Here is a 25,659-nt window from a genome sequence, read left to right as displayed (position 1 = left end):
TCTCCCTTATGATGGCTGAAAGTGTCAACAACACCCCTCCGCTAGGATACGGGTCTGAATAACTTCAGCCTGCGGGTTTTCCAGCCCTTCATGGTGGTGACCAGCTCTTTCGCTCCAATCGCTCTTGCGAAGTACTTGAGTTCCTGCTTGGCAAATCGCAGCTTGCTTATTCCCTCAGCACGATTTATCGGAATTCTCAAAAGCTCTGGCCAGGCCTGTAGGACAAGAGCCCTTGCAAAACGGTTATTTATTCGAGCATCCTCTGGAAGAGCTAACGCCAAACGATATATGGCGCGACTATTAAAAGGGGAAAGTGTGGGGTAAGCAACCTTATGTCCAAATACGCTCGGCCCCGCCCAACAGCCAAGCCGTTGTTCGATATATGCAACATCCAGAATCTGGGTCGGGCGGCGTTCTCCCAGGCTGGACAGCCAATTGTCCGCCTCTCGCAACATCAGCGGCGACTCCGGAATGCCCAGACGTTCAAGTAGTTCATCTGGTTGAATCTTCTCGGTACCAGAGTATCCCCGCGCCCAATAATATGCTCTTGCAACCTCCCCGCAGACGCCGTTGATACAATGATAATTGCGGTCATACGCCCTTGCTGTTGGCCCTAATCGTGATACGGCATCAGTCAGGCAATACCCCACGCGGTACTGCCAGTCTTCCATTTCTTCCTGGCGAGGACTTACAAAAGGCAGAAGTTCATGCTTCAACCCATACTTGGATGCCAATCCTGCGGCAAGGTGACAGTCCAGTTCGGTTCCCCGGCCGGCCACCGTTTCAAACACACACTCTGAAGCCCAGGGGCGCGCGGCAGCCAGTACCATGCGTGAATCCCACCCGCCGGTAAGGTGTACGAAACCGGCATTGCCGCGAATGATCGCGCCAATGTTGGCACGGAGACGATCCAGTACGCCATTCACGGACGCACTTGTATCTGGATTGATAATTCCATCTGGAGCATAGAAACGCACCGGTACAGAGGAGGAGATGTCAAGGTAGAAATTCGGCAATAGCCGCCGGACACCTTCAAAGGTCGTGAGCCCAAATGGTATCCACCCTATCAACCGCAATATATCAAGCAACTCCCCAGAGGCTTCACTTTGCCTTTGCTTGGCAACAAGCTCCATGGCTGTCGTGGTTGATGCTAATGCATCCAGTTTTTCAGAGTATACTAAGGGGAACAAACCGCCGGCATCAGTACACACCCGTATCCCGTCACCAACTTTGAACAGCAAAATATAACGACCGCACAGCTCATCACTGATTTCCGGTATACCGTCAGGTGAAATTCGGGTCTCAAGACTGTCGCCATTCTGAAGTAGGGTGCTGGATTGGACCGCCCACCCAAGAAGGACTCCAAGATTTTCGCCATCTGGGTCACGGAGATTAATTACAGGAACTTCCCTACTCGAGTTAACGTAGTAGCCACAAATTTCAATAACGGAAGAATTGTCCAGCAGGTGCTCTGGCCGACGAGAAATAATGATTTGTTTTGGCAGAAGAGGCACTTTATTTCAGGCTCCCGAAATCAGTGATTTGTAAAAATATCAGGCCTTCTAATTGCCGCAAAGTCCGCTAGGTACCTTTGGAAAATTTTCGCCAGATAACCGGTGGACAAATATCCCGTAAGAAATCGGCCATAATATCTTTTCGATTCGCCCGGTCTCCGCTTCCCGGCCTGGATCGAAAAATTGTTGTGTGTTTCTTGATAGAAAAATTTCTGGGTGCAGTATAGTAATAAAGTGCCAAGGACCTTCGATAGCGATTCTCCGGACAATTCAGGGGCTCTGGATGTCCATGCCAGGATTCTTCTGTGGTATTGAATATCACAGCCCGACCGAACGTGGGCTGGACACGGATATCACACTCAGACATGTCTTTACTCCATAACTCCAGGTCCCCACCGTACTCCGGCAACCAGTCTTCATTGAGGTACAGAATCAGGTTCAGGCGTCTCCACAAATTCAGCTTCTGATGCAGATTAAAATCGGCATGAATGGAAAGGTGCCCACCACGAGCTGTCTCGTGCAACCCACCACCGCCATAATGAGGATCCGATATCAGACCATCAATACCAGTCAGGGACTCCAGAAATGAAAGGAACTGGGATGAGTTCAAGGCGTAAAACAAGTTTGTAATAAATGGGCTGGATATCATTTCAAGCTGGTAGCCAGTCTTCAGCTTGGACTGAGAGTTCGAAAATCTTCCTTTCTGTCTGTCCGGGAACTCTTTAATTACCCGGGCCAGAAGATCAGAAGGTAAGAAGTCATCCAGCACAATATGCCTGAAAGGGCTTGCAGTTTCGTAGGTATCGTGATTTTTTTCACCGAGTTCGATACATTGTTCTCTGTCAAATGAAACCGAATCGCCATTGACTCGAACCGGCAACAAGCTCATATGGCGCTCCCGTCATTCAAACCCCTATTTGTAAGCGGCAGTTGACGATTACTATCAGAATGGACATACATCGCATACTGATTATGGCTGAAACTGTGGTGAATATAGATCTGCTCGTTCCAGCGAGCCGGGCGCTTTCTTGTGTACTGCATGCCATGAATCGGCGCCAGCTTTTTAAACTCATTTGAGCTATTGTATTCACTGATTGCCTTGAGTTGGCCAACCTCATCACACATCAGCCCTCCGAGCTCCGCACTCATGATATCATCGAAGTACAAATAGACACGGGGCAGGATTTTTTGGTCCGGAGCCTTGAGTAGGCCAAGAGAGTCACGTGTAGAGCTGTAGTAGTCAAGGTCGGAAAAAATTGCGCCGATAGGTGCAGCATCCGGATAATCTTCGAAAAATCTGGGTACAGTCTCGGCAACGTCTCCCATTACGAGGGTGGACCTGGCCAGTCTGGCCTTTAGCGCAGGGAGATCCATATGGAAGAACCCTTCCTTCCAGATATACGGTAAATCGCGATAATCTTGTGGTGCAGGTAACCCCATACCGCTATCAAATCCGTATATTTCAAATTCGACAGGAAATTCTTTTTCAACTTCCTGCGCCAGCTTTTCCAACTCAACCAGCCCATTTCCGCCAGCAACACCAAACTCCACCAAGCTTATTCTGGGTATCCTGAGGAGCTCGGCTTGCCTGGCAGCATGCCACACGCAGTATGCATAATGAGGTCGCGGAAAAATATCGAAATCCATACGTGTTTTGAACGACCCGAATGGCAGTCTCTTCCACAGCTTGAACAATATATCTTGTGGATGCAGGAAAAGATCGGCGAAATGTACGGCCATTTTTTCTCCGTTTATTATGGTTACACAGGCGATGAGCAAGGAAATTGAATGACAGATGCGGATTCGGAAATTTATTCGTTCAGCCCGAAACCTAGCCAGCCCGTTTTGATACAGACCAATTAGGGTCAAGCGTAGCATCGATTCGGATCGGAGTAGGTCCAGAAGCGTGCACATGGCAGCCAAGTCGACGGTTTGTCTTACACCCGGAAAAACTGATGAGTCTGCGGAAAAGGCATCAGAAAAATGCCCGAAAAGTCGCAACTAAACTTGCAGTCGCCGCGTATCAAACCTGCGCAAGCTGTAATATTTCAGCGAGGTTCTCGCGCTCCGCTACTGCAATCTGATGTCCACTTTAGCCGCACTTTCGGTTTGCAGCTTTCCCGCCAGCGTCACCTCATCCCGCTGGCCAAAATAAAAAAGCGCCATAAGCAGTATAAGCATGGAAACCAGCAGACTGAGCCATGGTGCCAAACCCAATCCCGCTGGCAGTGATCCGCACAGGATGGCCACTGCCGCGACCACGGTGGCATAGGGCAACTGGGTGCGCACATGCTCCACATGGTCGCAGCCAGACGCCATGGAAGACAGAATGGTGGTATCCGAAATGGGTGAGCAGTGGTCACCCCAGATTGCGCCGGCCAGCACGCTGGCGATCGACGCATAGAAAACCTGTCCTTCACCCGCCGGTATTGCGCTTTCTCCGCCGCAAATCGCCCAGGCCAGCGGCACCACCAGCGGCATCAGGATACCCATGGTGCCCCAGCTGGTACCGGTTGAAAATGCAGTCGCGGCTGCCACCAGGAATACCAGCGTGGGCAGCAGGAAGGGCGCGACGCTTGAACCGATTTGCTCGACCAGGAATCGTGCCGTGCCCAATGCGTCCGTTACACCGGCCAGGGACCACGCCAGTATCAGGATCAGCATTGCGAACAGCATGGAACGCACGCCGATAAACCAGGCGTTCATCGCCTGTTCCAGGGTCAGGATACGCTGCGCCACTGAAAGCACCACAGCCACCAGTGAGCTGGCGATGGCTGCCCACATCAGCGCCTTGTAGGAGTCTGCTGCAGCCAGGATATCTGCAACCGTTTTGCCGTCACCGCCACCGCCGGTTACCCCCAGCCCCACCACTACGCCGATGATCAGGGTCAGGAGCGGCAACAGGGCATTGATCGCACGCACCGGCCGGTCCGGCAGCGGTTCGACCACATCGTGAAGTGGCAAATCGTTGTCCACAATGGGCACACCACAGCAATCGCCACCACGCGCGCGTCGCTCCGCGGCCAGCATCGGCCCGAAATCGCGCCCGGTCGCTGCCACCAGTAATACGAAAAAAATCGCCAGTAGCGGGTAGAAACTGAATGGAATTGAGTTGAGGAATACACTGTATGGCTCGAGCGTCGAGCCCGCGGCCTGCAGCGCATCACTGATCAGCCCGACTTCAAACCCGATCCAGGTCGTGACCAGGGCAATGCAGCAGACCGGCGCCGCGGTCGAATCGACGATGTAGGCGAGCTTTTCCCGGGAAATTTTCAGGCGGTCGGTTACCGGCCGCATGGTGTTGCCCACCACCAGGGTGTTGGAGTAGTCGTCAAAAAAGATTGCCAGACCCATGCCCGCCGTAGCCAGCGCCGCACGGCGCGCGTTACCGGCCCAACGCACTAGGCGCGCAACAATACCCTGCATGCCGCCATTGCGGGATACCACCCCCACCATACCGCCAATCACCATGGAGAAGACGATAATGGCTGCATGATCACTGTCTGCCAGCGCACCGACGATGTAGGTATCCCCGGTACGCAGCAGGCCATCAAGGAGCCCGGAAAGGCCGCCACCCTCTATGGCCCAGGCCCCAACCCAGACGCCGGCAAATAGCGCCGGTAGTACCTGCCGCAGGAGTAGTGCCAGCACAATGGCAAGTAAGGGCGGCACTATCGAGACCCAGCCCGCATGACTACCATCCGCAGCAAAGGCGCCGGCAGGCATCAGCATGCAAGGAATCAATGTGGCAGCCAATGAACACCTCCTGCCAGTCCTTTTTCTGTGCCTCTCCGAGGCGAGGGATAAGGTGTTCATAATGGTTTCCCGCTTTACTCCGCTGTTTCCCTGGCGCTGGTGCGATGCTGTCGGGGTGTTGGGTCGATTACCTCGAAATTGCCGACAAGCGCGTTCAGATACCAGTCGAAGAAGCGCCTGGGCGTATCCTCGAATTGGGGATGCTGTGGTCCGGGCTCGAAAAAATGGGAGCCGATACCCGCCGCATTCAGGTCGATAATGCGCTTGTCCTCAAGGGTGGTCTCATGCCAGAGGTGCACCAGCGCATCGCGCTGGTAATCGACGCCTTCCTCGGCATCCCCATGCACAAACCAGATAATCTCCATATCGGTTTTATCGATTGCACGAGGGACATAGCGAAACAGGACACAGTGATCCGGGTAGTTGAGCATGTAGGCCAACGGCCCAAACTGGTAATCAGCCGCGCCCTCATCGTACCCCCTGAATTCGCCCATCAGTGGCGCCAGCGGCTCGCCATTCGCGCTACCCGTCTTGAAACCCGGGAACAGCGCATAGCGACTGGTATACACGCAGGCCCCGAAACCCGGCGCTTCGCGGAAGATCCGGTAAACCGATTTTTCCAGCCCGGGGACACCGGTCGCCTGGGCAGACCGCGCCCACATATCGCGATTGAGGCCAGCAACTTCATGCTCGGGAGACTTGAATGAGTGAACGCGTGAATACAGCCTGTGTGCGGTTTCGCAGTGATAGCATTCCAGGTAGTTGCCCAGCGCGATTTTCCAGTTCGCATCCACGCTGTATACCTGCCGGTGCGCGACCTTCGCGTGCTCCAGCTGGTAAGGACGCATCTGTGCATCCAGGTGTGCGAGGCAGGCTTCAAAGTCCACGGCCTCGCGATCGAAATTGATAAAGATCATACCGAAGCGCACGGCCACCCGGACTTTCTTCAGCGGGTAATCCTCGCGACTGAAACCCTGCAGGCTCTCCATCGCACGCGCACCGCGCAGGGCACCATCATGGCCGTATACCCAACCGTGGTAAGGACAGACAAAGGTCTTGCGATTCCCGCAAGGGGTATCACAAACCCGTGCGCCACGGTGCCGGCAGGAGTTGATCAGGCCGTGGATTTCACCAGCGGCATCGCGCACCACGATCACGGACTCGGTGGCAATCTCATACAGGAAGTAGTCGCCACTTTCGCGGAGCTGACTGACATGCCCGGCGAAATGCCAGGACCTGAACATCACATTTTCCAGCTCCCGCTGATAAACGAGGGGCGAGTCGTAAAAATAACCGGCCAGGGCGGCATCCGGGTCCGCGAGCTGAGAAGCCACCCGCGACTGCAGCTGCGCCTGGTCGTCTTCCCGTAATGGAATAAAGCGGTTCATGGCCACTCCATTGTTATTTTTCATGCCAGCTTAACGCAGGCTTTCAGGGTTGGATAGGGGCTTGGGTAAGGGCCTGGATAGGTGACTTGATTAGCGGGCCTGGATCATGCGCAAGGATGCCCGCCGCAGGGAGCGCAGTTAGTCGGCTAGACTGCAAAAATACCGTGTCCCCTCCGCGCAGGCATACCATGGAAAGAAAAATGCTCGCCCATACAACCGCCGGCCTCGCAGCAGTTTTCCTTGCGATGCCGCCATTCGCCAGTCCTGCAAAGGCCGACCATACGCAAGCCCATACTGTGGGTGACGCCGTCTGCGGCGGCTGCCTGGATTTCAGCTTCCGGCTGCGTCATGAACTGGTAGACCAGGATAGCAGGGAACGCGACGCCAATGCCCGCACCCTGCGCAGCCGGGTGAGCTGGCACTCCGGCACGCTGGATCACTGGAACTTCATGATTGAAGTGGACGACATTTCGGTGATTGGCAGCGAGGACTACAATTCCACCGTCAACGGGCGCACCGACTATCCAGTGGTTGCTGATCCGACCGGTACCGAAGTGAATCAGGCCCTGTTCCGCTACAAGACGGAACCGCTCACGGCCACGTTCGGGCGCCAGCGCATAATACAGGACAATGCGCGCTTTATTGGCAATGTGGGCTGGCGCCAGAACGAGCAGACCTATGACGCGGTGCGCGGCGAGTGGGCCATGGGCAAGCGCTGGCGTGGCGACCTGACCTATAGCTGGAACGTTAACCGGATCTTTGGCCCCGACGGCCCGACAGCGGACCTAGAAGGCGATGTGGGCGGGTTGCGCCTGCCCTTTGCAATCGCCGAAGGCATGGTATTGACGCCGTTTGCCTACTGGATGGATTTCAACAATAACGACACCCTGTCCAACCAGACTGTCGGCCTGCAATTCACCGGCAAAGCGGCCCGTGGCGATATCGCCGACGGCTTTCAATGGACGCTTTCCGCCGCCCTGCAGACCGACAACGGTGACAACCCCAACAGTTATAACGCCAACTACTTCCTCGGTGAAATCAAGGTGCCCGTGCAACCCGTTACGCTGGGTTTTGGCTATGAGGTATTGAGCGGCGAAGGCGATGCGGCATTCATCACGCCACTGGCGACACTGCACAAGTTCCAGGGCTGGGCCGATACTTTCCTGAACACCCCCGGTGATGGCGTCAAGGACGCCTACGCCTCGCTCGGGGGCAAGCTCTGCGGCGTGCAACTGGGCTTCATCTACCACAACTTCCGCTCTGATCGCGGCGACGACTACTATGGCGACGAATATGATTTCGTCGCAACCTTCAAGGTCAACAAACACCTGACCCTGCAGGCCAAGTACGCCAACTACAACGCGGACGGTTTCGGCCTGGATACCGAGAAGTTCTGGCTGTCCATCATGCTCGACCCCACCTGAACGGCAGCAGCGGCCTGGTTTGCTCTGCCGCCAAATAACGGCATACTCAACGCTTCCCGATACCCGTATCACCCGAGGGAGGCAGGCCATTGGCTATCAGGGTAATGCTGTTTGACGAGCGTGGTCGCCTGGCTGCGCAAGGCAACGAGGATCTGCTCGCCCGGTTCCACGACCAGGGCGGCTTCGCCTGGATCGATATCTGCGGTGCACAAAGCCAGATTGAAGCGGCGGCACTTGGGCCATTTGGGCTCAATCCGCTGGCCCACCGCGATGCGCAGCGCCAGCGCCACCCCGCCAAGTACGAAGCTTTCCAGGATCATGTATTCCTGCTGATGCACGAGCTGACCCGGGAGGCCGTACACGACCGCATCAGTCGTCACCAGCTCGGAATCTTTGCCAGCGGCAGCTTCCTGATTACCCGCCACGACCTGCCGTCTGAATCGGTGGAAAAATACTGGGACCAGACCGCCGGCCAGCAGCAGCTGCCCCGCGGCGGTATCGGCCAGCTGTGCTATTTCCTGCTGCGCGGCCTCGCGGATCGCTACCTGCCCCTGATGTACGATATCGAACAACGGCTGGGTGAGATCGAGGATGAGATTTTTGAGTCCACTAGCGATGACCTGCTGAGCGAGCTGATCAACTACAACTCCCAGCTGAAAAAGGCGCGCAGGGCCTACGTATACCAGCACGGGGTCATACAGGAGCTGATGGGTGGTCACGACCATGCACTACTGGCGTTCGACGAGCATGAACTAACAGACCTGTACGAGCACTTCGAGCGTCTCGCCAGTATGGCCAACCTGTATCAGGAGCTCACCAGCGACCTGATCAACGGTTTTATTTCGGTCAGCGCCCACCGCACCAATAACATCATGAAACTGCTGACCATCGTTACCGCGATATTCCTGCCGCTGAGCCTGATTGCGGGGATCTACGGCATGAACTTTGAGAACATGCCGGAACTGCGCTGGCGGTACGGTTACTTTGGTGTGCTGGCGTTTATGCTGGTGTTCGTGGCCGGGGGGCTCGCGTGGATCCGGCACAAGAAATGGCTTTGAGTCGCGGTTACCCGTGGCAGGCGTGCTGGCGCTGACGGCAGGCTTCGCATCGCTCTTCGCCCAGTGCCAGGCTGCGCCACTCGAGGAATTCCGCTTCCAGCAGCTGCAGCGTATTGAGGCTGCCAAGGGGCAGGCCCACAATCAGCTTCAGTGCCTCCAGCGCCTGTGCGCTGCCGACCATACCGAGTGCCGGCCCGATTACACCGATGGTCTCGCAGTTACCGGCCGGCTCTTCACCGGTATCGGGGAATACGCAGGCATAGCAGGGCGAGCCCGGCTCGCGAAAGTCAAAACTGACAAGCTGCCCGGAAAAGCCCTGCACCGATGCCATGATCACCGGCACGCGCAGTTCGCGGCAGGCGCTGTTGATCGCATAGCGGGTCTGCATATTGTCGGTGCAGTCCAGCACCAGGTCGAAGCCCGGCAGGTGCTCGTGCAACCAGGCGCTATCGGCCATACACTGATGCGGCACGATTCTTATTTCCGGGTTGGCCGCCTGTAGCTGTTGCGCCGCGACCTGTGCCTTGGATTTTTTGAGGTGGTTGGTCTTGTACAGCACCTGCCGCTGCAGGTTCGACAGTTCGATGGTATCGGCATCCACCAGGTGCAGCTCTCCCACGCCGGCAGATGCCAGGTACAGCGCTGCCGGACAGCCGAGGCCGCCCATGCCGATCACCAGGACCCTGGCGGCAGACAGTTTCTCCTGCCCCGCCTCTCCCACCTGCGGCAACATAATCTGGCGACTGTAGCGGGTTCGCTGCTTGTGGCTGATCAAAACAAGTCCTTGAATATTATTGGTTGCACGCACTAGAGCCCGGCCAGGCTGCCGGCCTTGAATTGTGCGAAATACTGTCCACCGTCGTGCAGCCCCAGGCGCTCGAACGACAGGCAGGAGATGTCCGCCTGGAAATCCTGGGTACCGCTGCGCAACTGCAGGCGCACGCGGCCATCATCCAGCGCCTGCCTGCCAACCAGCGTCACCGGCAGGCAATTGAGAATACTGGACAGGCCCGGCCACTCGAGGCTCAGGCTGATATCACCGGATTCCAGCAGGAACGCCACTGACTGGCCGCGCGCATAATCCCCGGTGACCCGGTCCGCAAACAGTTTGTGTCCGCCCAGGGAAAGCTCCAGCATGCCGCCCTGCTGCCCCACCACCAGTGCTTCCACACGGCTGTAACAGGTATGGCCGAAGTCACCGAACTGCAGCCGGCGCGCCACATCCTGCAAGCGCAACGGGCCTGTCAGCGCGGCGTTTTCCATCCACAGGCAGCGATCTGCAAGCAACTGGATTTCATTGAAGTTGTGGCTGGTCCACAGCACCAGCGCCGGATGCCGCTCCCAGAAGGCGCGCAGTGTCGGTAACAGGCGCCGAATGACCAGCGCCTGGTCTACCGCCGCCAGCGGCTCATCGAAAAGCTGCAGTGCGGCATTGTGAAACAGCTGGCGCAACAGCGCCACCCGCTGCGCCTCGCCTCCGGAAAGCTGTTCCACCGGGCTCTGCAACAGGTGCTGGATGCCGAAATCAGCCTGCAACTGGGTACGCGCACCTGAATCCAGTGGCCTGCGGCTGTAGCGATGCGCCAGCGCCAGGTTCTGTGCCACGGTCTGGCCTGAAAACAGGCGGCTGTCCTGGAAACCAAGTGACATATCGCGTTTGTGGGCGGGGATACCGCTGCGTCCGTTCTGCCAGGTACGACCGGCGAACTCGACCACGCCGCTGCAGCTACGCTGCCCCGCCAGTGCGGCCAGCAGAGTGCTCTTGCCGCCGCCGGACGGGCCGGTAAGGCCGACGATACCGCTGGCAGGCAGCGCCAGCTGCCAGGGTTTGGCCGCGTTCAGCGTGGTTACCAGCTGCTCCACTACCAGGCCGCCAGCAACGACTGCTTCCAGGGTGAACGCCGCCTTGCCGGTGGCAGAAAGCTGGCCCGCCATTATCCCGGCACTCCCGGCACTCCCGCCACCGGTTGTGGCAGGGCTGCGCCGGCAGGGTTGCGGCCCAGCCAGCGTGCGAGCAACAGCAGTGCCGTGGTCACCAGTAACAGCACGATCGCAAGGCGGTGTGCGGCACCGTACTGCAACGCCTCGACATGCTGGAACAGGGCGATCGAAACTACCTGCGTCTCCCCGGGAATGGCACCGCCAATCATCAGCACCACACCGAATTCACCCAGCGTATGGGCGAAGCTCAGGGCGCAGGCACTGACGATGGCCGCCTTGCTGGCCGGCAGCAGCACCTTGAACAGTGCGATGGCCGGCGGTATACCGAGCGCGGCCGCGGCCTGGCTCAGGCGCTGGCCGTTCTGGGAAAAGGAAGCCAGCAACGGCTGCACCATAAACGGCAGCGAGTAGATGACGGAGGCAATCACCAGGCCGGTAAATGAAAACACCAGCGGCTCTCCCCAGAGTGCCGCCAGCCACTGGCCGGTTGCATAATTGGGGGAAAACAGCAGCAACAGGTAAAAACCCAGCACGGTCGGGGGCAGCACCAGCGGCAGGGTAATCAGTACTTCCACCAGGTGACGCCAGCGACTGCGCCAGTGACTCAGTTTCCAGGCCAGCGGCACACCGATGATAAAGAGAATCAGGGTGGTCAGGGCGGCCAGCCTGAGGGTCAGCCAGAGCGCCTGCAGGTCGGCCGCGGGCATGCTCACGGCACAATCCCGTGCCGGTTATCCGCGGCGTAGCCGAGGGCCGCGATGCGCGACTGGACCGGTGCCGATACCAGATATTCTGCCAGCGCCTGCGCTGCATCGGGGTTGGGCCCGCGCTTGAGTACCACCAGTTGCTGTGCAATGGGCTGGTAGAGTTCACGCGGCACCAGCCAGTAATTGTCCCGGCCCGCCGCGAGCATCTGGCTGGCGGCCACGAAACCCATGCGGGCATTGCCGGAATCCAGGATCAGGAAGGCCTGGCCGGCATTGTGGGTACGCGCCAGTTGCGCCTGCTTGGCATCCCAGATGCCGAGTGCCTGCATGGCCTGCCTGGCAGCGGTTCCGAACGGTGCCAGTTGCGGATCCGCCAGTACGATTTTTTCCGGCCACTGCTGCAACTGCGCACTCGCATCTGTGCCGGGCGCTGGATGCCAAAGTGCCAGCAGGCCCGATGCGTAGGTGCTGCGGCTGCCCGGCAGGATTTTCTGTTGTTGCTCCAGCAGCAGGGGGCGTTCGGCATCGGCGGACAGAAACAGGTCGAAGGGTGCCCCGTGCAGCGCCTGCTGGTACAGGGTGCCGGAGCTGCCGCTACTGAGCCGGACGCGGCAATGTTGTTGTCGCTCAAAATCCGGCAACAACTGCTCGAGCGCCGGACGGAAACTCGCCGCAACGGCGACGCGCAGCTCGCAGTCTGCCGCCTGTGCGGGCTGCAGGCCCAGCAACAGGAAAAAGCACAGGGCCCGTTTCAGGCCCACTTTTCCAGCTCCGCGGTGTCGCTCGCGCGCGCGTCCACCCAGCGCTCTTCGCTAGCGCCATCTTCAGCGTGCACGGTTTCGCGCTTCCAGAAGGGTGCCTCGGTCTTGAGCCGGTCCATGATGTACTGGCAGGCAGCGAATGCGGCCTGGCGATGGGGGCTGGTCACCCCCACGAAAACGATCTCCTCGTTCACCTGCATGGCACCCACGCGGTGGATGACATGCACGCGGCCAAGGCCCCAGCGTGCACGCGCATCGGCAATAATCCCGGCCAGGCTTTTTTCCGTCATGCCCGGGTAGTGCTCCAGCGCCAGCTGGGTCACGCCGTTGCCCGCATTGAAATCGCGCACCGAGCCGACAAACATGGCGCAGGCGCCGTCAGCACAGGCACCGCGCTGCAGTGCAGCGTATTCCGCGGCAACATCAAACGGTGTTTCGCAAACAATGATTCTGTCGAAACTGGACATTGGCTTACCTCAACCCTTTCGCCATCAACCGCCGGTGACCGGCGGAAAGAACGCAACTTCATCGCCGCCGGCGACAGCACAATCGGTCGCTACCAGCTCTTGGTTCAGCGCGGTGCGGATGTTGTCATCGCAAAGGTGTGCACGCCATGCCGGATTTTGATCACACAGGGCATCGCGCAATGCCGCAATGCTGCCGGAGAAATTTTCCAGTCGCACTTCGCCAGTACCCAGTTGCTGGCGCAGGCGCGCGAAAAACAGGACCTTGACCATATTGCTACTCCTCTCGAGAACTCTTTACTTCTCTGCGCCGGCCTGTGCGGGAGCGGCCTGCCAGTGACCGCGTTTGCCACCGCTTTTCTCTACCAGCCGGGTCGGGCCGATCACCATGGCCGGATCCACGGCCTTGCACATATCGTAAATGGTCAGCGCCGCCACCGAGGCAGCGGTCAGGGCTTCCATCTCCACACCGGTGCGCCCGGCCAGGCGGCAGAACGCGCTGATATGTACGCTGTGGCTGTCGGGCTGCAACTCAAAATCGAGCGCCACCTTGGTCAGCATCAGTGGGTGACACAGCGGGATCAGGTCGGCCGTTTTCTTGGCCGCCTGGATACCGGCAATGCGCGCGACTGCCAGCACATCACCTTTCTTGTGGGCGCCCTCGCTGAGCAGCGCAAACGCCTCTGCGCTCATGCTGATGCGGCTTTCCGCCAACGCGCCGCGGTCGGTCACGTCCTTCGCAGTGACATCCACCATGCTGGCTTCACCGCGCTGGTTCAGGTGGGTCAGGTGTGGCGATTGGTGCTGGGCGTCGCTCATCGGATCAACCCCGGGTCTCGCAGGCGACCTGCTCGAACTTCACGTGCGGCACAAAGTTGCACGGCCGGTGGCGCGCATCCAGCTGCTCCAGCAGGATCTCTTCCCAGGCCGTGCGGCAGGCGCCGGTGGAGCCCGGCATGCAGCACACCAGGGTGCGGTTGGCGAGGCCAGCAAGCGCACGCGACTGCACCGTGGAACTGCCGATATCGCTCATGGAAACATGGCGGAACAGCTCGCCAAAACCGTCCACCGTCTTATCGAATAACGGCTGCAGGGCTTCCGGGGTGGAGTCGCGATCAGTAAAGCCGGTACCGCCGGTAACCAGCACTACCTGCACTTCCGCGCTGGCAATCCAGGCGGAAACCACCGCGCGCATCTGGTAGACATCGTCCGGGGTAATGCGCTTGTCAGCCAGATGATGGCCCGCGGTCTTCAGCGCCTCTACAAGGTACATACCGGAGGTATCGGTCTTCTCGTTGCGCGTGTCGGATACGGTCAGCACCGCGATATTCAGCGGTACGAATTCAGTGGAAGCGTGTCCGGACATGATCAGTTCTCTCTCGTGATATTGGTATTGATTGCGTGGTTCGATACCGGCAGGCTGGCGTATTCCGCCGGCGTGTTGATATTGCGATGCCATTCGGGGCCCGCGCCATCACGGTGCGGGTGCGGCAGGGAAAGTGCCTGCAGGTGACGCAACATGGCGCCCACTGAGTTGGCTACCTCGCCTGTCACCGCACGCTGCAGGTAATCCCTGCAGCGACTGTCGAGCGGCAGCCACAGCGGAAAAAAGTAGTCGCCAAAATAACAGGCGCGGCCGGCGCGCTCACCGGCGTGGAGCAGGTCGGCGAGCAGGCCACTGTCCAGCAGCGGCATGTCCACCGGGATGACCAGCGCCGCCTGGGCGCTGCTGTCACTGGCCACGGCGTGCAGGCCACCGAGCGGCCCGCGGTCCGGCACCAGGTCCGGCACGCCACCGGGGCGCGCACCACTGACCAGCACCTGACCCAGCGGCAATTCGCGCAGCAGGCCCCGGGCCTTTTCCAGGAAGGTGCCATTACCGGCGACCGGCAACAGTGCCTTGTCGCGGCCCATCCTGCTGGAGCGGCCGCCTGCCAGAACCACACCGATGTATTCCTGCCGGCGCTGCATGCTCAGCCCCCGAGCATTGCCAGGTTGCGGGTGGCCCCGGTGAAGCCTTCGTGCAGGTCATGTGCCGCGGCCTTGCCGTGAATCAGCTCGCGGATATGATCCGCCAGCGCAACATGATCCCCATCGGCAATCACCTCGCGCAGGTCAAAACCCTGCTCGGCGAACAGGCACAGGTGCAGTTTGCCCTGGGCGGAGATCCGCAGGCGATTGCAGCTGGCACAGAAGTCCTTGCCGTAGGGGGTAATCAGGCCGATGCGGCCGGCGTAATCCGGGTGGTAATACTCGCGCGCGGGGCCGGCGTCGCGGGTACGGATGACCTGCTGCCAGCCATCGCGCACCAGCAGCGTCTCGATATCGCTGCCGGATACGTGGTTGCTGGCAAAGAACTCGCGATTGTCGCCGGTGCGCATCAGTTCGATAAAGCGCAGCGTCACCGGTGTCTCGCGAATCCAGCCGAGGAAACGTTCGAACTCACTGAGGTTATGTTCGCGCAGCAGCACCGCGTTGACCTTGGTGGCAATACCCAGCTCCAGCGCGCGGTCGATGCCGGCAAGCGCCTTGTCGAGCCGGTCGTGGCCGGTAATCTTGTGGAATTGCGCCGGGTCGAGGCTGTCCACGCTGACGTTCAGCTGGTCCAGGCCCGCACTGTGCCAGTCGTCGATCTGGGCCGGCAGGCGATAGCCGTTGGTAGTGATGGCAAGGCGGCGGATGCTGTCGCAGTCGCGCACCGCGTGCATCATATCGAGCAGGTCGCGGCGCAGGCTTGGTTCGCCACCGGTCAGGCGCACCTTTTCCGTGCCCAGCTCGGCAAAGGCGCGCACCACAGTGGACACCTCGGCCACCGACAGCGGGTTTTCCCCTTCGAGGGAGCGGCCGCAACCGATACCATCAGGCAGGCAGTAATTGCAGCGGAAATTGCAGATATCCGTGACGGACAGGCGCAGGTAATAAAACCTGCGACCAAAGCTATCTTGTAACATTAAACGCCTTTCCAAGTTCGGGAGGCCCGGCGGTTTCCCGCTAGACCCTGGTGGCCGGTACTGCCACGGTCCCGATATCATGCGGCCGGGCCTTCAGGCCAACCGGGTAGATAGCGGGACTCGGTGTTTAAACTGTTGCCAGTCTATCAGGGTGCCAGATTTCTGCATGGGGCAAAGGTGGTACTACCGTAGCCCCTGATGGACGGGCATTCCCAAGCTTACTACCTGACACACCGGAATGGGTAGCAGGCCGCGCCCGTCGTGCCGTACGGCCGTGCCAGACCGAGAGCGCCGCACGAAAACAAAGCAGCCATAGCGGTCAGCTCCTCTTTTTGGTGCAGCCGCGCTGGACGTTTGCCCGAAAATCCATATAGATGTGTCAGACACCCGTGCCGGCTTGGCACGTAAATTGAAAAAACCTCCGTGACACTGATCTCGCCCCACGGAGGAAACCCATGTCATCCGGCTCCATGAACCTGCTGTCATTCAGCGGCAAGACGCGCATCCTGCACCTGACCTGGATTGCGTTTTTCATCACCTTCTTTGCCTGGTTTAACCACGCGCCATTACTGGGCGCGATCGCGCAGAGCCTGTCGCTGACCACCGCACAGGTCAAAACCCTGCTGATCCTCAACGTGGCCCTGACCATCCCGGCGCGCATCCTCATCGGCATGCTGACGGACCGTTACGGCCCGCGCCTCACCTACTCCCTGCTGCTGGCGGTGGGCAGTATCCCGTGCTTTATGTTCGCGCTGGCGGACAGCTTTATGCAGGCGGCGATCGCGCGCTTCCTGCTGGGCTTTATCGGTGCGGGTTTCGTAATCGGCATCCGCATGGTGTCCGAGTGGTTCCCGGCCAAGCAGCTGGGTACCGCCGAGGGCATCTACGGCGGCTGGGGCAACTTCGGCTCCGCCGCCGGCGCCATGCTGCTACCCACCATCGCACTGCTGTTTGGCGGCGACGATGGCTGGCGCTACGCGATCGGCCTCACCGGCCTGATCTCGCTGGTGTACAGCGTGATCTATTTCTTCTCCGTGAGCGATACCCCAAAGGGGGCAACCTACTTCAAGCCGAAGAACGGCGGCGCCATGGAAGTGACTTCCGTCAGCGACTTCTACCTGCTGCTTATCATGAAGGTACCTCTGTATGCTGCGCTGGCCCTGCTGACCTGGAAACTGTCGCCGCAGGGCGTTGCGCTGCTGCCGGAAGTCGCGGCCATTACGATCTACGCCGCACTGATCACCCTGTACCTGATGGACTGCCGCAAGACCTACGCGGTCAACAAGCACCTGTTTTCCGAGCCGGTGGATGAATTGCACCAGTACAAGTTCAAGCAGGTGGCGGTCCTCAACGTGCTCTACTTCGCCACCTTCGGTTCCGAACTGGCAGTGGTGTCCATGCTGCCGCTGTTCTTCTCCGAGACCTTTTCCCTGGACCCGGTACTGGCCGGCCTTGTGGCCTCGGCCTATGCCTTTATGAATTTGATGTCGCGCCCCGGCGGCGGCTGGATCAGCGACCGTTTCGGCCGCCGCACCACCCTGCTGGTGCTCACCGCGGGCCTGGCACTCGGCTATTTCAGCATGAGCCTGGTGGACAGCAGCTGGCCGCTGTGGCTGGCCGTCGCAGCCGCCATGGTCTGCTCCTTCTTCGTGCAAGCCGGTGAGGGTGCCGTGTTCGCGGTGGTGCCGCTGATCAAACGCCGCCTCACCGGCCAGATTGCCGGCATGACCGGTGCCTATGGCAACGTCGGTGCGGTGTTCTACCTGACCGTGCTGAGCATGGTTTCCTACCAGGTGTTTTTCCTGGTCATCGCCGCTACCGCCGTGCTCGGTCTGGTAACCCTGTTACTGCTGGAAGAGCCCAAAGGCCAGATGGCAGAAGTGATGCCGGACGGCAGCGTGGCCCTGATTGACGTCGGATGATCCAAATGTCCGCTGACGCAAATCTGCGCTTGCGCGCCCGGGCCGCACAGGAACTGCGGCTCGAGGCGGGCATCTGCTCACAGCGCGGTCTCAAGCCGCGCAACGATGATGCCGCCGGCTGGGAACAGGGCGGCATTGCCGGTGCGGCCCTGGTGATCGCCGATGGCGTAAGCTCTTCCGATGCCGGCGGCGAAGCCGCACAGGCCGCGGTCAACGGCTTTATCAATGACTATTTCAGTACCCCCGACAGCTGGTCCGCGAGCGAGGCGGGCGCACGGGTACTGCGTGCCATCAACAGCTGGCTGTTCCGCCAGGGCTACAGCGGCGCCGGCAGCGCACTTTCCGGCGGTGGCCGCGATGCCTGGCTGACCACCTTCTGCGCGGTCATTTTCAAGGGCCGCTCGGCACACCTGCTGCACGTGGGCGATTCGCGCGTCTACCGCTTGCGCGATGGCGAGCTGGAACAACTCACCCGCGACCACAGCACCGGCGGCCACCGGCGTTTCCTTGGCCGCGCGCTGGGCATGGACCAGCACCTGGAAATCGACTATCGCTGTGAGGCGCTGCAGGCCGGCGACCTGTTCCTGCTCAGCACCGACGGCGTACATGATGCCCTGTCACCCTCGCAACTGCGGATGCTGGCATCGTCAGCGGAGCCACAGCAGGCCGCAGAGGAGCTTGTGCGATCCGCCCTGCTGGCCGGGAGCGATGACAACCTCACCGCGGCCATCTGCCGCGTGGATGCACTGCCGGAACCCGAAGCCACGGACCTGCTGCAACAGACTCGCGACCTGCCCATCCCGCCGGCACTCGTGCCCGGCAACCGGATCGACAACTTCCTGGTACTGGAGGAATTGCACAGCAGCAGTCGCAGCCATATCTACCTGGCGGAGGATCTCGGCAGCGGCGACAAAGTCGTGCTCAAGGCACCATCGCAGAATTTTGTCGACGATCCGGACTACCTGGAGATGTTTGCCCGCGAGGAGTGGATCGGGCGGCGCCTCGACCACCCGGGTATCGTTCGCATCCACACACCGCATCCCGAACGCAGGTTTCTGTACCACGCAATGGAACTGGTACCGGGCAAGAGCCTGCGCCAGTGGATGGCGGACAACCCCGCACCGGAAATTGACCAGGTACGCGATATCGTTGCCCAGGTGGCCAGTGCACTGCGCCGCCTGCAGCGCATGTCCGTGATCCACCAGGACCTGAAACCGGAAAACATCATGGTTTGCCCGGACGGTCGCATCAAGCTGATCGACTTTGGCGCAGCACGGGTGGCCGGCCTGGGCGATTACCGCCCGGAAGCCGCCGCAGTTGCCCCCGGCAGCAAGAACTATATTGCCCCGGAGTATTTCCGGCAGGAACCCGCCACACAGATTTCCGACCTGTTCTCCCTCGGCGTGATCACTTATGAGCTGCTCACCGGGCGCTATCCCTACAAGGAAAGGTTCGGCAGCAGTTTTTACCAGCTACGTAACTACGCACAGTTCGAATACCGCCCGGCAACACGCCTCAACAAGGCCCTGCCGGCCTGGCTCGATGGCGCCCTGGCGAAAGCCTGTGCCGCCGACCCCGCGCAGCGCTACCAGGCGCTGTCAGAATTCATGACCGACCTGCGCGAACCCAACCCGGCGTTCACACCACCGGACCGGCGCCCGCTGATCGAGCGCAACCCGGTGCTGGTGTGGCAACTGCTGTCGCTGCTCCTTGTTGGTGCACACCTGCTGCGCAGCCTGTGACTGCTGCCTTCCCACAAACCAAAAGCGGCGTCGCCGCGGGCGCGCACCAAAAAAGCCCACCGGGTTGCGCCCGGAACAGGTGCACGCACCAAAATAATTCGAACTGCGCGCATTTGTGGCGGCAACCCCGCAATTTTGTGCACGTTTTGTTGGCACGAAACTTGAAGTATTGGTTGCACGACACACAGCAACCGCCAGCATAACAACAACCCGGCGGCACCGACCCAACGTTTTCATGGTGAGAAAAGCAGTATGAAAAAGTGCAAACTGGTGATCATCGGCAATGGCATGGTGGGCCACCATTTTATCGAACAGTTGATGGGCCACCCCGCCGCAGAAACTTTTGACATCACCCTGTTCTCCGAAGAAACGCGCCTCGCCTACGACCGCGTGCACCTGTCCGAATATTTTGCCGGCAAGACTGCCGCCGACCTGATGATGGCGGATTACCAGCAATACCTGGACTGGGGAATCCACATCCACAAGGGCGAGAAGGTCACCTATATCGATCACGCCGAGCGCAAGCTCACCAGCGAAACCGGCAAAATCTTCGAATACGACAAGCTGCTGCTCGCCACCGGCTCCTACCCGTTTGTGCCACCCATCCCGGGTGCGGACCTGCCGGGTAATTACGTGTACCGCACCATCGACGACCTGGGCGAAATCCACGCGGCGGCCCGCGCCGGCAAATCCGGCGTGGTGATCGGCGGCGGCCTGCTCGGCCTCGAAGCCGCGAACGCGCTGCGCGAGCTCGGGCTCGAGACCCACGTGGTGGAATTCGCTCCGGGCCTCATGTCGGTGCAGCTGGACGAGGGCGGCAGCAAGCTACTGCGCGACAAGATCGAGGCGCTGGGCGTGCAGGTGCACACCAGCAAGGCGACCCAGAAAATCACTGAAGGTGGCAAGTCCGCGCCAGCCAGGCTGCGCATGCAGTTTGCCGATGGTGACGAACTCTGGACCGACCTGATCGTATTCTCCGCCGGCATTCGCCCGCGCGACGAACTGGCGCGCGAGGCCGGCCTGGTTGTTGGCGAGCGCGGCGGCATCGTGATCGATGACCAGTGTTTTACCTCGGACCCGAATATCCTCGCCATCGGCGAGTGCGCGCTCTACGACAACCGTATTTTCGGCCTGGTGGCGCCGGGCTACCAGATGGCACGCACCGCAGTGGGCGTGCTACTGGGTGAGGCTGCGGCCTTCACCGGTGCCGACATGAGCACCAAGCTGAAACTACTGGGCGTGGAAGTGGGCTCGATCGGCGATGCCCACGGTCGCAGCGAAGGTGCCAAGGCCATCACTTACCTCGATGAGCAGCACGGCGTTTACAAGCGCCTGATCACCAACGATGCCGGCGATAAATTGCTGGGCGCGGTACTGGTGGGGGATACCGGGGAATACGACACGCTGCTGCAGTATCACCTCAACGACATGGACCTGCCGGCACAGCCCGAGGCGCTGATCCTGCCGGGCGTGGAAGGCGTCGAGCTCGCCGGCGGCGCCCTGCCGGACACCGCCACCATCTGTTCCTGCCACAACGTGGCCAAGGGCGATATCTCCGCAGCCATCAGCGGCGGCTGCTGCAGCCTCGGCGAGGTCAAGGAAAGCACCAAAGCCAGCACCGGTTGCGGCGGCTGTGCGGCTCTGCTGAAAAGCGTGGTCGACGAGGAACTGGCGGCGCTGGGCATGGAGGTCAACAACAACCTCTGTGCGCACTTCGCCTTTACCCGTCAGGAGATTTTCCACCAGATCAAGGTCGAGGAAATCCGTACCTTCGAGGAATTGCTACAGAAACACGGTACCCGCAATGCCGCCGGCGAAGCGCCGAAGGACGGCTGCGAAACCTGCAAGCCACTGGTGGCCTCGGTGCTGGCATCTCTGTGGAACGACCACATCCTGGAGAAGCCGCATGTCGGCCTGCAGGACACCAATGACACCTTTATGGCGAATATGCAGAAGAACGGCACCTATTCTGTGGTGCCGCGTATTCCCGGTGGCGAGGTGACCCCGGACAAGCTGATCGTGCTCGGCCAGGTGGCGAAAAAGTACAACCTGTACACCAAGATCACCGGCGGCCAGCGCGTCGACCTGTTTGGCGCACGCCTGGAACAGCTGCCGGAAATCTGGCGCGAACTGATCGACGCCGGCTTCGAAACCGGGCACGCCTACGGCAAGTCCCTGCGCACGGTGAAATCCTGCGTGGGCAGCACATGGTGCCGCTTTGGCGTGCAGGACAGTGTGGGCATGGCGCTGCTGGTGGAGAACCGCTACAAAGGCCTGCGTTCGCCACACAAGATCAAGATGGCGGTGTCCGGCTGCACTCGCGAATGCGCCGAGGCACAGAGCAAGGACATCGGCGTGATCGCCACGGAAAAAGGCTGGAACCTGTATGTATGTGGCAACGGCGGTATGCGTCCTCGCCACGCCGACCTGTTTGCCACCGACCTCGACGACGTCACCCTCATCCGCTACATCGACCGCATACTGATGTTCTATGTGCGCACCGCTGACAAACTGCAGCGCACCTCGGTGTGGCTGGAAAACCTGGACGGCGGCCTCGAATACCTCCGCTCTGTCGTGATCGATGACAGGCTCGGCATCTGTGATGAACTGGAACAGCGCATGTCCCATGTGGTGGGCACCTACCAGTGTGAATGGAAGACTGCGATCGAAGACCCGGAAAAACTGAAACGCTTCCGTCAGTTCGTCAACTCCGATGCGGCGGACGAAAAAATCCGTTTTGTGGAGGAGCGCGGCCAACCGCGCCCGGAACCGATGGAAGCCTGAGCGCACACATAGCCATACACAGAACCAGACACGCAAACCCTGAACGGGAAGGCCAGCAAATGGAAAATATCGCAACCGATTACAGTTGGGTAACCGCCTGCCGCACCGATGACCTGGTGGAGAATTCCGGCATCTGTGTGCTGCTGGAAGGGCGCCAGATTGCCATTTACCAGCACGGGCCCAGCGGCACCCTCTACGCCATGGACAACTGGGACCCGATTGCACGCGCCAGCATTCTCGCGCGCGGACTATTGGCGGAGCACGAAGGGGAGCTTTACGTGGTGTCACCGCTGTACAAGCAGCGCTACAGCGTGGAAACCGGTATCTGCCTGGATGCACCGGAACACTGCGTCGGCGTCTACCCGGTGGTGATCGATGGTGCACATATCCGCCTGGCCCTGCCCTGCGGCGTGGCCTGAATCATTGGTCTGTCAGAAAGGTAGTTCTCAGGGTGTCCGTCGGCGTTACCGAAGTTTTTTCTGCACGGCGTTGCGCCACCACCTGCCCGTACTGCGGGGTAGGTTGCGGTGTGGTCGCCACCAGCACAGTCGCCGCCAGCGCAACACCGTCGGCGCAGGCCGCCCAGGTATCTGAACCCCGTATCGATGTCAGCGTCAGCGGCGACAGCATCCATCCCGCCAACCGCGGCAACCTCTGCGTCAAGGGCAGCGCCCTGGCCGAGACCCTGGTAACACAGGGTCGCCTGCTGCGCCCGCGCCTGCACGGCGTGGACTGCGACTGGGATACGGCCATGGATGCGGTGGCGCACGGTTTCCGCGAGGCGATTGCGCGTCACGGCCCGGACTCAGTGGCGTTTTACCTGTCGGGCCAGCTGCTGACCGAAGACTATTACGTGGCCAACAAGCTGATGAAAGGCTTTATTGGCAGCGCCAACGTCGATACCAACTCGCGCCTGTGCATGTCATCGGCAGTCGCTGCACACAAGCGCGCGTTTGGCGCGGACACCGTACCCGGCTGTTATGCAGACCTGGAAGAGGCAAGATTGCTTGTGCTGGTCGGCTCCAATGCCGCCTGGACCCACCCCATCCTGTTCCAGCGCATGCAGGCCGCCAGGGCCGCCGACCCCGGCAAGAAAATCGTGGTGATCGATCCGCGCCGCAATGCCACCTGCCAGCTGGCGGACCTGCACTTGGCGCTGAAGCCCGGCACCGACGCGCTGCTGTTCAACGGCCTGTTGCACTACCTGCACAGCCACGGCCATACCGATGCTGCATTTATCGGGGCGCACACCGAGCACGCCGCTGCGGCACTGGCCGCGGCGCAAGCCATGACGCCCGAGCAGACCGCACGCGAGTGTGGCCTGGACCCGGCAGATCTCCTGCGTTTTTACCAGTGGTTTGCCGCACACCCGCAGACCGTGAGTTTCTACTCCCAGGGCGTCAACCAGTCGGTACGCGGCACCGACGGCAACAATGCCATTATCAACTGTCACCTGGCCACCGGGCGTATCGGCAAGCCCGGCGCCGCGCCGTTTTCCATTACCGGGCAACCCAATGCCATGGGCGGGCGGGAGGTGGGCGGGCTCGCCAACCAGCTGGCCGCGCATATGGAGTTCAACAGCGCGCATATCGCCCTGCTGGAAAAATTCTGGCGCACGCCGAACACCCAACCGAACGTTGCGCCTGCACCGGGGCTCAAGGCCGTGGAACTGTTCGAGGCGGTCGAGCGCGGCCAGATCAAGGCCCTGTGGGTCATGGCCACCAACCCGGCGGTAAGCCTGCCGCAATCCGATCGCATCCGCCGCGCGCTGCAGAAATGTGAACTGCTGGTGGTGTCCGACTGCTCCGCGGAAAGCGATACCCTGCAGCTGGCCGACATCGCCCTGCCGGCCACCGGCTGGAGCGAGAAAGACGGCACCGTGACCAATTCCGAGCGACGCATCTCGAGGCAGCGCGGCTTTCTGCCCGCGCCCGGGGACGCGCGTCACGACTGGCAGATTGTCTGCGACCTGGCGCAACGGCTCGGCTACGGTGAGGCGTTCGATTACCAGTCGCCGCGCGATATCTTTGTCGAGCACGCCGCGCTGTCCGGTTTTGAAAACCACGGCGAGCGCGCTTTTGATATTTCCGCACTGGCGCGCCTCAGCGCGCGCGAGTACGACCAGCTGGGGCCACTGCAGTGGCCGGTCACAGAAAAATACCCGGGTGGGCGCAAGCGCCTCTACGACGACGGCCACTTCTACACTGAATCCGGCCGCGCCCGCTTTGTGCCGGTACAGGCCAGCGCACCACAGCCCGACACAGCCCAGCCCAGCACACTACAGCAAAGCGCTGGCTTTCTCCTGAATACCGGCCGCAGCCGCGACCAGTGGCATACCATGACCCGCACCGGACAGGCGCGGCGCCTGCAGGACCACCAGGAAGCCGCCGAGATCCATATGCACCCTGGCGATATGCAGCGCCTCGCTATCAGTGACGGCCAGCTGCTGCGCCTTGGCAACGCCGAGGGCATGTTCCTAGGTTTTGCGCGCACCGATACCGGGCTGCAACCCGGTCACCTGTTTGCCCCCATTCACTGGAGCGACAGTAACTGCCTGGCGGGCCGCGTCGATGCGCTGGTGCCGGCCCTGCTGGACCCGATCTCCGGCCAGCCGCAGTTCAAGCAGACTGCCGTATCTCTTCAAGCCGTTGCGGTGCAGCGCTGGGCCACGCTGTTGCTGCCGCATGCCTATGCCGGCGCGATCATTAGCGCGCTTGGCAAACGCGGTGTGCTGCAACACTGGTACCGGGTGCAGTTTGATGCGGGCATGCGCCTGGAGCTGGCGCTGTCGGGCGGGGTGGACTGGAAAGCACTGCTTGGCACGGTGCTGCCACAGGCGTTTGACTGGCACTGGCGCGCGATGCACGCGGTGCGGGGCCAGCGCCTGGTTGCCAGTGATCATGCACTACAACTGCAGCTGTTCGAACACGCCGAGCGCGCGCAGCTGCCGGACCGGCGAACACTGGAACAACGTTTCAGTGCGGACCTGCCGGGTCACACCGGGGCCTGGCTGGTGGCACCGGCCGATCCGGGGCGCATCCTGTGCAGCTGCCTGCAGGTGGGCGAACGCGCCGTGCGCGAGGCCATCGGCAATGGCTGCGACACTGTGGAAGCGCTGGGTGAATCACTGCGCTGCGGCACCGGTTGCGGTTCGTGCAAGCCGGAACTCACGGAGCTAATCATGGCAACGCAGCCTGAGCTGATTCCGGCCCTGCAGGAATAAATTCAACACAAAAAAAGCCCCGGT

General features: G+C 60.5%; 22 protein-coding genes and 1 riboswitch. Of the genes, 7 read left to right on the top strand and 15 right to left on the bottom strand.

The genetic code is table 11. The features are described from left to right. Positions 1 to 41: 41 nt before the first annotated feature. The 5 genes from QSJ80_RS10240 to QSJ80_RS10220 form a co-directional block, all read right to left on the bottom strand. Positions 42 to 1,514: a hypothetical protein gene (locus QSJ80_RS10240; protein ID WP_285764354.1), complete on the bottom strand. Its 1,473-nt coding sequence runs from the start codon at positions 1,512 to 1,514 to the stop codon at positions 42 to 44. Positions 1,515 to 1,581: 67 nt separating this feature from the next. Beyond that, positions 1,582 to 2,403: a 2OG-Fe(II) oxygenase gene (locus QSJ80_RS10235; protein WP_285764353.1), complete on the bottom strand. Its 822-nt coding sequence runs from the start codon at positions 2,401 to 2,403 to the stop codon at positions 1,582 to 1,584. After that, positions 2,400 to 3,254 (bottom strand): hypothetical protein, encoded by an 855-nt coding sequence (locus QSJ80_RS10230; protein ID WP_285764352.1) that lies wholly within the window; start codon positions 3,252 to 3,254, stop codon positions 2,400 to 2,402. Before QSJ80_RS10230 ends, QSJ80_RS10235 begins: the two co-directional genes overlap by 4 nt. A 330-nt stretch (positions 3,255 to 3,584) precedes the next feature. After that, on the bottom strand, positions 3,585 to 5,270 hold the full coding sequence (locus QSJ80_RS10225; protein WP_285764351.1) for a Na+/H+ antiporter NhaC family protein: 1,686 nt from the start codon (positions 5,268 to 5,270) through the stop codon (positions 3,585 to 3,587). Positions 5,271 to 5,344: 74 nt separating this feature from the next. After that, positions 5,345 to 6,658: an aromatic ring-hydroxylating oxygenase subunit alpha gene (locus QSJ80_RS10220; RefSeq protein ID WP_285764350.1), complete on the bottom strand. Its 1,314-nt coding sequence runs from the start codon at positions 6,656 to 6,658 to the stop codon at positions 5,345 to 5,347. Between the two features lie 200 nt (positions 6,659 to 6,858). On the opposite strand from QSJ80_RS10220, the gene QSJ80_RS10215 reads away from it, so the two are divergent. Beyond that, entirely contained in the window at positions 6,859 to 8,082 is a 1,224-nt protein-coding gene (locus QSJ80_RS10215; protein WP_285764349.1) for an alginate export family protein, read from the top strand. Positions 8,083 to 8,171: 89 nt separating this feature from the next. Continuing rightward, positions 8,172 to 9,140: a magnesium/cobalt transporter CorA gene (corA, locus tag QSJ80_RS10210; protein WP_285764348.1), complete on the top strand. Its 969-nt coding sequence runs from the start codon at positions 8,172 to 8,174 to the stop codon at positions 9,138 to 9,140. A gap of 7 nt (positions 9,141 to 9,147) precedes the next feature. Here corA and QSJ80_RS10205 read toward each other — a convergent pair whose 3' ends face one another. The 10 genes from QSJ80_RS10205 to moaA form a co-directional block, all read right to left on the bottom strand. Then, a complete protein-coding gene (locus tag QSJ80_RS10205) occupies positions 9,148 to 9,915 on the bottom strand; it encodes a HesA/MoeB/ThiF family protein (RefSeq protein ID WP_285764347.1) in 768 nt (255 codons plus the stop codon). Positions 9,916 to 9,947: 32 nt separating this feature from the next. Continuing rightward, positions 9,948 to 11,075 carry an ATP-binding cassette domain-containing protein gene (locus QSJ80_RS10200; protein WP_285764346.1) on the bottom strand — a complete coding sequence of 376 codons (1,128 nt, stop codon included), beginning with the start codon at positions 11,073 to 11,075 and terminating at the stop codon, positions 9,948 to 9,950. Next, positions 11,075 to 11,794, bottom strand: a complete 720-nt coding sequence (gene modB, locus QSJ80_RS10195) for a molybdate ABC transporter permease subunit (protein WP_434219178.1) — start codon at positions 11,792 to 11,794, stop codon at positions 11,075 to 11,077. Before modB ends, QSJ80_RS10200 begins: the two co-directional genes overlap by 1 nt. Continuing rightward, a complete protein-coding gene (gene modA, locus QSJ80_RS10190; protein ID WP_285764345.1) occupies positions 11,791 to 12,549 on the bottom strand; it encodes a molybdate ABC transporter substrate-binding protein in 759 nt (252 codons plus the stop codon). The genes modB and modA overlap by 4 nt, the downstream gene beginning before the upstream one ends. Further along, positions 12,540 to 13,016: a molybdopterin synthase catalytic subunit MoaE gene (gene moaE, locus QSJ80_RS10185; protein ID WP_285764344.1), complete on the bottom strand. Its 477-nt coding sequence runs from the start codon at positions 13,014 to 13,016 to the stop codon at positions 12,540 to 12,542. The genes modA and moaE overlap by 10 nt, the downstream gene beginning before the upstream one ends. Positions 13,017 to 13,040: 24 nt before the next feature. Further along, a complete protein-coding gene (locus QSJ80_RS10180; protein ID WP_285764343.1) occupies positions 13,041 to 13,286 on the bottom strand; it encodes a MoaD/ThiS family protein in 246 nt (81 codons plus the stop codon). 24 nt (positions 13,287 to 13,310) lie between these two features. After that, positions 13,311 to 13,832 carry a cyclic pyranopterin monophosphate synthase MoaC gene (moaC, locus tag QSJ80_RS10175; RefSeq protein ID WP_285764342.1) on the bottom strand — a complete coding sequence of 174 codons (522 nt, stop codon included), beginning with the start codon at positions 13,830 to 13,832 and terminating at the stop codon, positions 13,311 to 13,313. A gap of 4 nt (positions 13,833 to 13,836) precedes the next feature. After that, positions 13,837 to 14,379: a molybdenum cofactor biosynthesis protein B gene (gene moaB / locus QSJ80_RS10170; protein WP_285764341.1), complete on the bottom strand. Its 543-nt coding sequence runs from the start codon at positions 14,377 to 14,379 to the stop codon at positions 13,837 to 13,839. A gap of 2 nt (positions 14,380 to 14,381) precedes the next feature. Beyond that, the gene (gene mobA / locus QSJ80_RS10165) at positions 14,382 to 14,984 is read right to left on the bottom strand and encodes a molybdenum cofactor guanylyltransferase (RefSeq protein ID WP_285764340.1); all 603 of its coding nucleotides are present in this window, start codon (positions 14,982 to 14,984) and stop codon (positions 14,382 to 14,384) included. A 2-nt stretch (positions 14,985 to 14,986) separates the two neighbouring features. Next, the gene (moaA, locus tag QSJ80_RS10160; protein ID WP_285764339.1) at positions 14,987 to 15,964 is read right to left on the bottom strand and encodes a GTP 3',8-cyclase MoaA; all 978 of its coding nucleotides are present in this window, start codon (positions 15,962 to 15,964) and stop codon (positions 14,987 to 14,989) included. Then, positions 15,953 to 16,102: riboswitch (molybdenum cofactor riboswitch) on the bottom strand. (Overlaps the previous gene by 12 nt.) 317 nt (positions 16,103 to 16,419) lie before the next feature. Between moaA and QSJ80_RS10155 the strand changes: the two genes are divergently transcribed. From QSJ80_RS10155 to QSJ80_RS10135, 5 genes are all read left to right on the top strand, one after another. Next, on the top strand, positions 16,420 to 17,886 hold the full coding sequence (locus QSJ80_RS10155) for a NarK family nitrate/nitrite MFS transporter (protein ID WP_285764338.1): 1,467 nt from the start codon (positions 16,420 to 16,422) through the stop codon (positions 17,884 to 17,886). 5 nt (positions 17,887 to 17,891) lie between these two features. Next, positions 17,892 to 19,628, top strand: a complete 1,737-nt coding sequence (locus QSJ80_RS10150; RefSeq protein ID WP_285764337.1) for a bifunctional protein-serine/threonine kinase/phosphatase — start codon at positions 17,892 to 17,894, stop codon at positions 19,626 to 19,628. A gap of 252 nt (positions 19,629 to 19,880) precedes the next feature. Beyond that, positions 19,881 to 22,412, top strand: coding sequence for a nitrite reductase large subunit NirB (gene nirB, locus QSJ80_RS10145; RefSeq protein ID WP_285764336.1), 2,532 nt, complete (start codon positions 19,881 to 19,883; stop codon positions 22,410 to 22,412). A gap of 59 nt (positions 22,413 to 22,471) precedes the next feature. Next, positions 22,472 to 22,831 (top strand): nitrite reductase small subunit NirD, encoded by a 360-nt coding sequence (gene nirD, locus QSJ80_RS10140; RefSeq protein ID WP_285764335.1) that lies wholly within the window; start codon positions 22,472 to 22,474, stop codon positions 22,829 to 22,831. Between the two features lie 32 nt (positions 22,832 to 22,863). After that, positions 22,864 to 25,635: a nitrate reductase gene (locus tag QSJ80_RS10135; RefSeq protein ID WP_285764334.1), complete on the top strand. Its 2,772-nt coding sequence runs from the start codon at positions 22,864 to 22,866 to the stop codon at positions 25,633 to 25,635. Positions 25,636 to 25,659 lie beyond the last annotated feature (24 nt).

The sequence above is a fragment of the Biformimicrobium ophioploci genome, assembly GCF_030270605.1.
Lineage (GTDB): Bacteria > Pseudomonadota > Gammaproteobacteria > Pseudomonadales > Cellvibrionaceae > Biformimicrobium > Biformimicrobium ophioploci.
The sequence above is the reverse complement of the archived record's forward strand: the minus strand, read 5'-3'. Positions and strand labels throughout refer to the sequence as shown.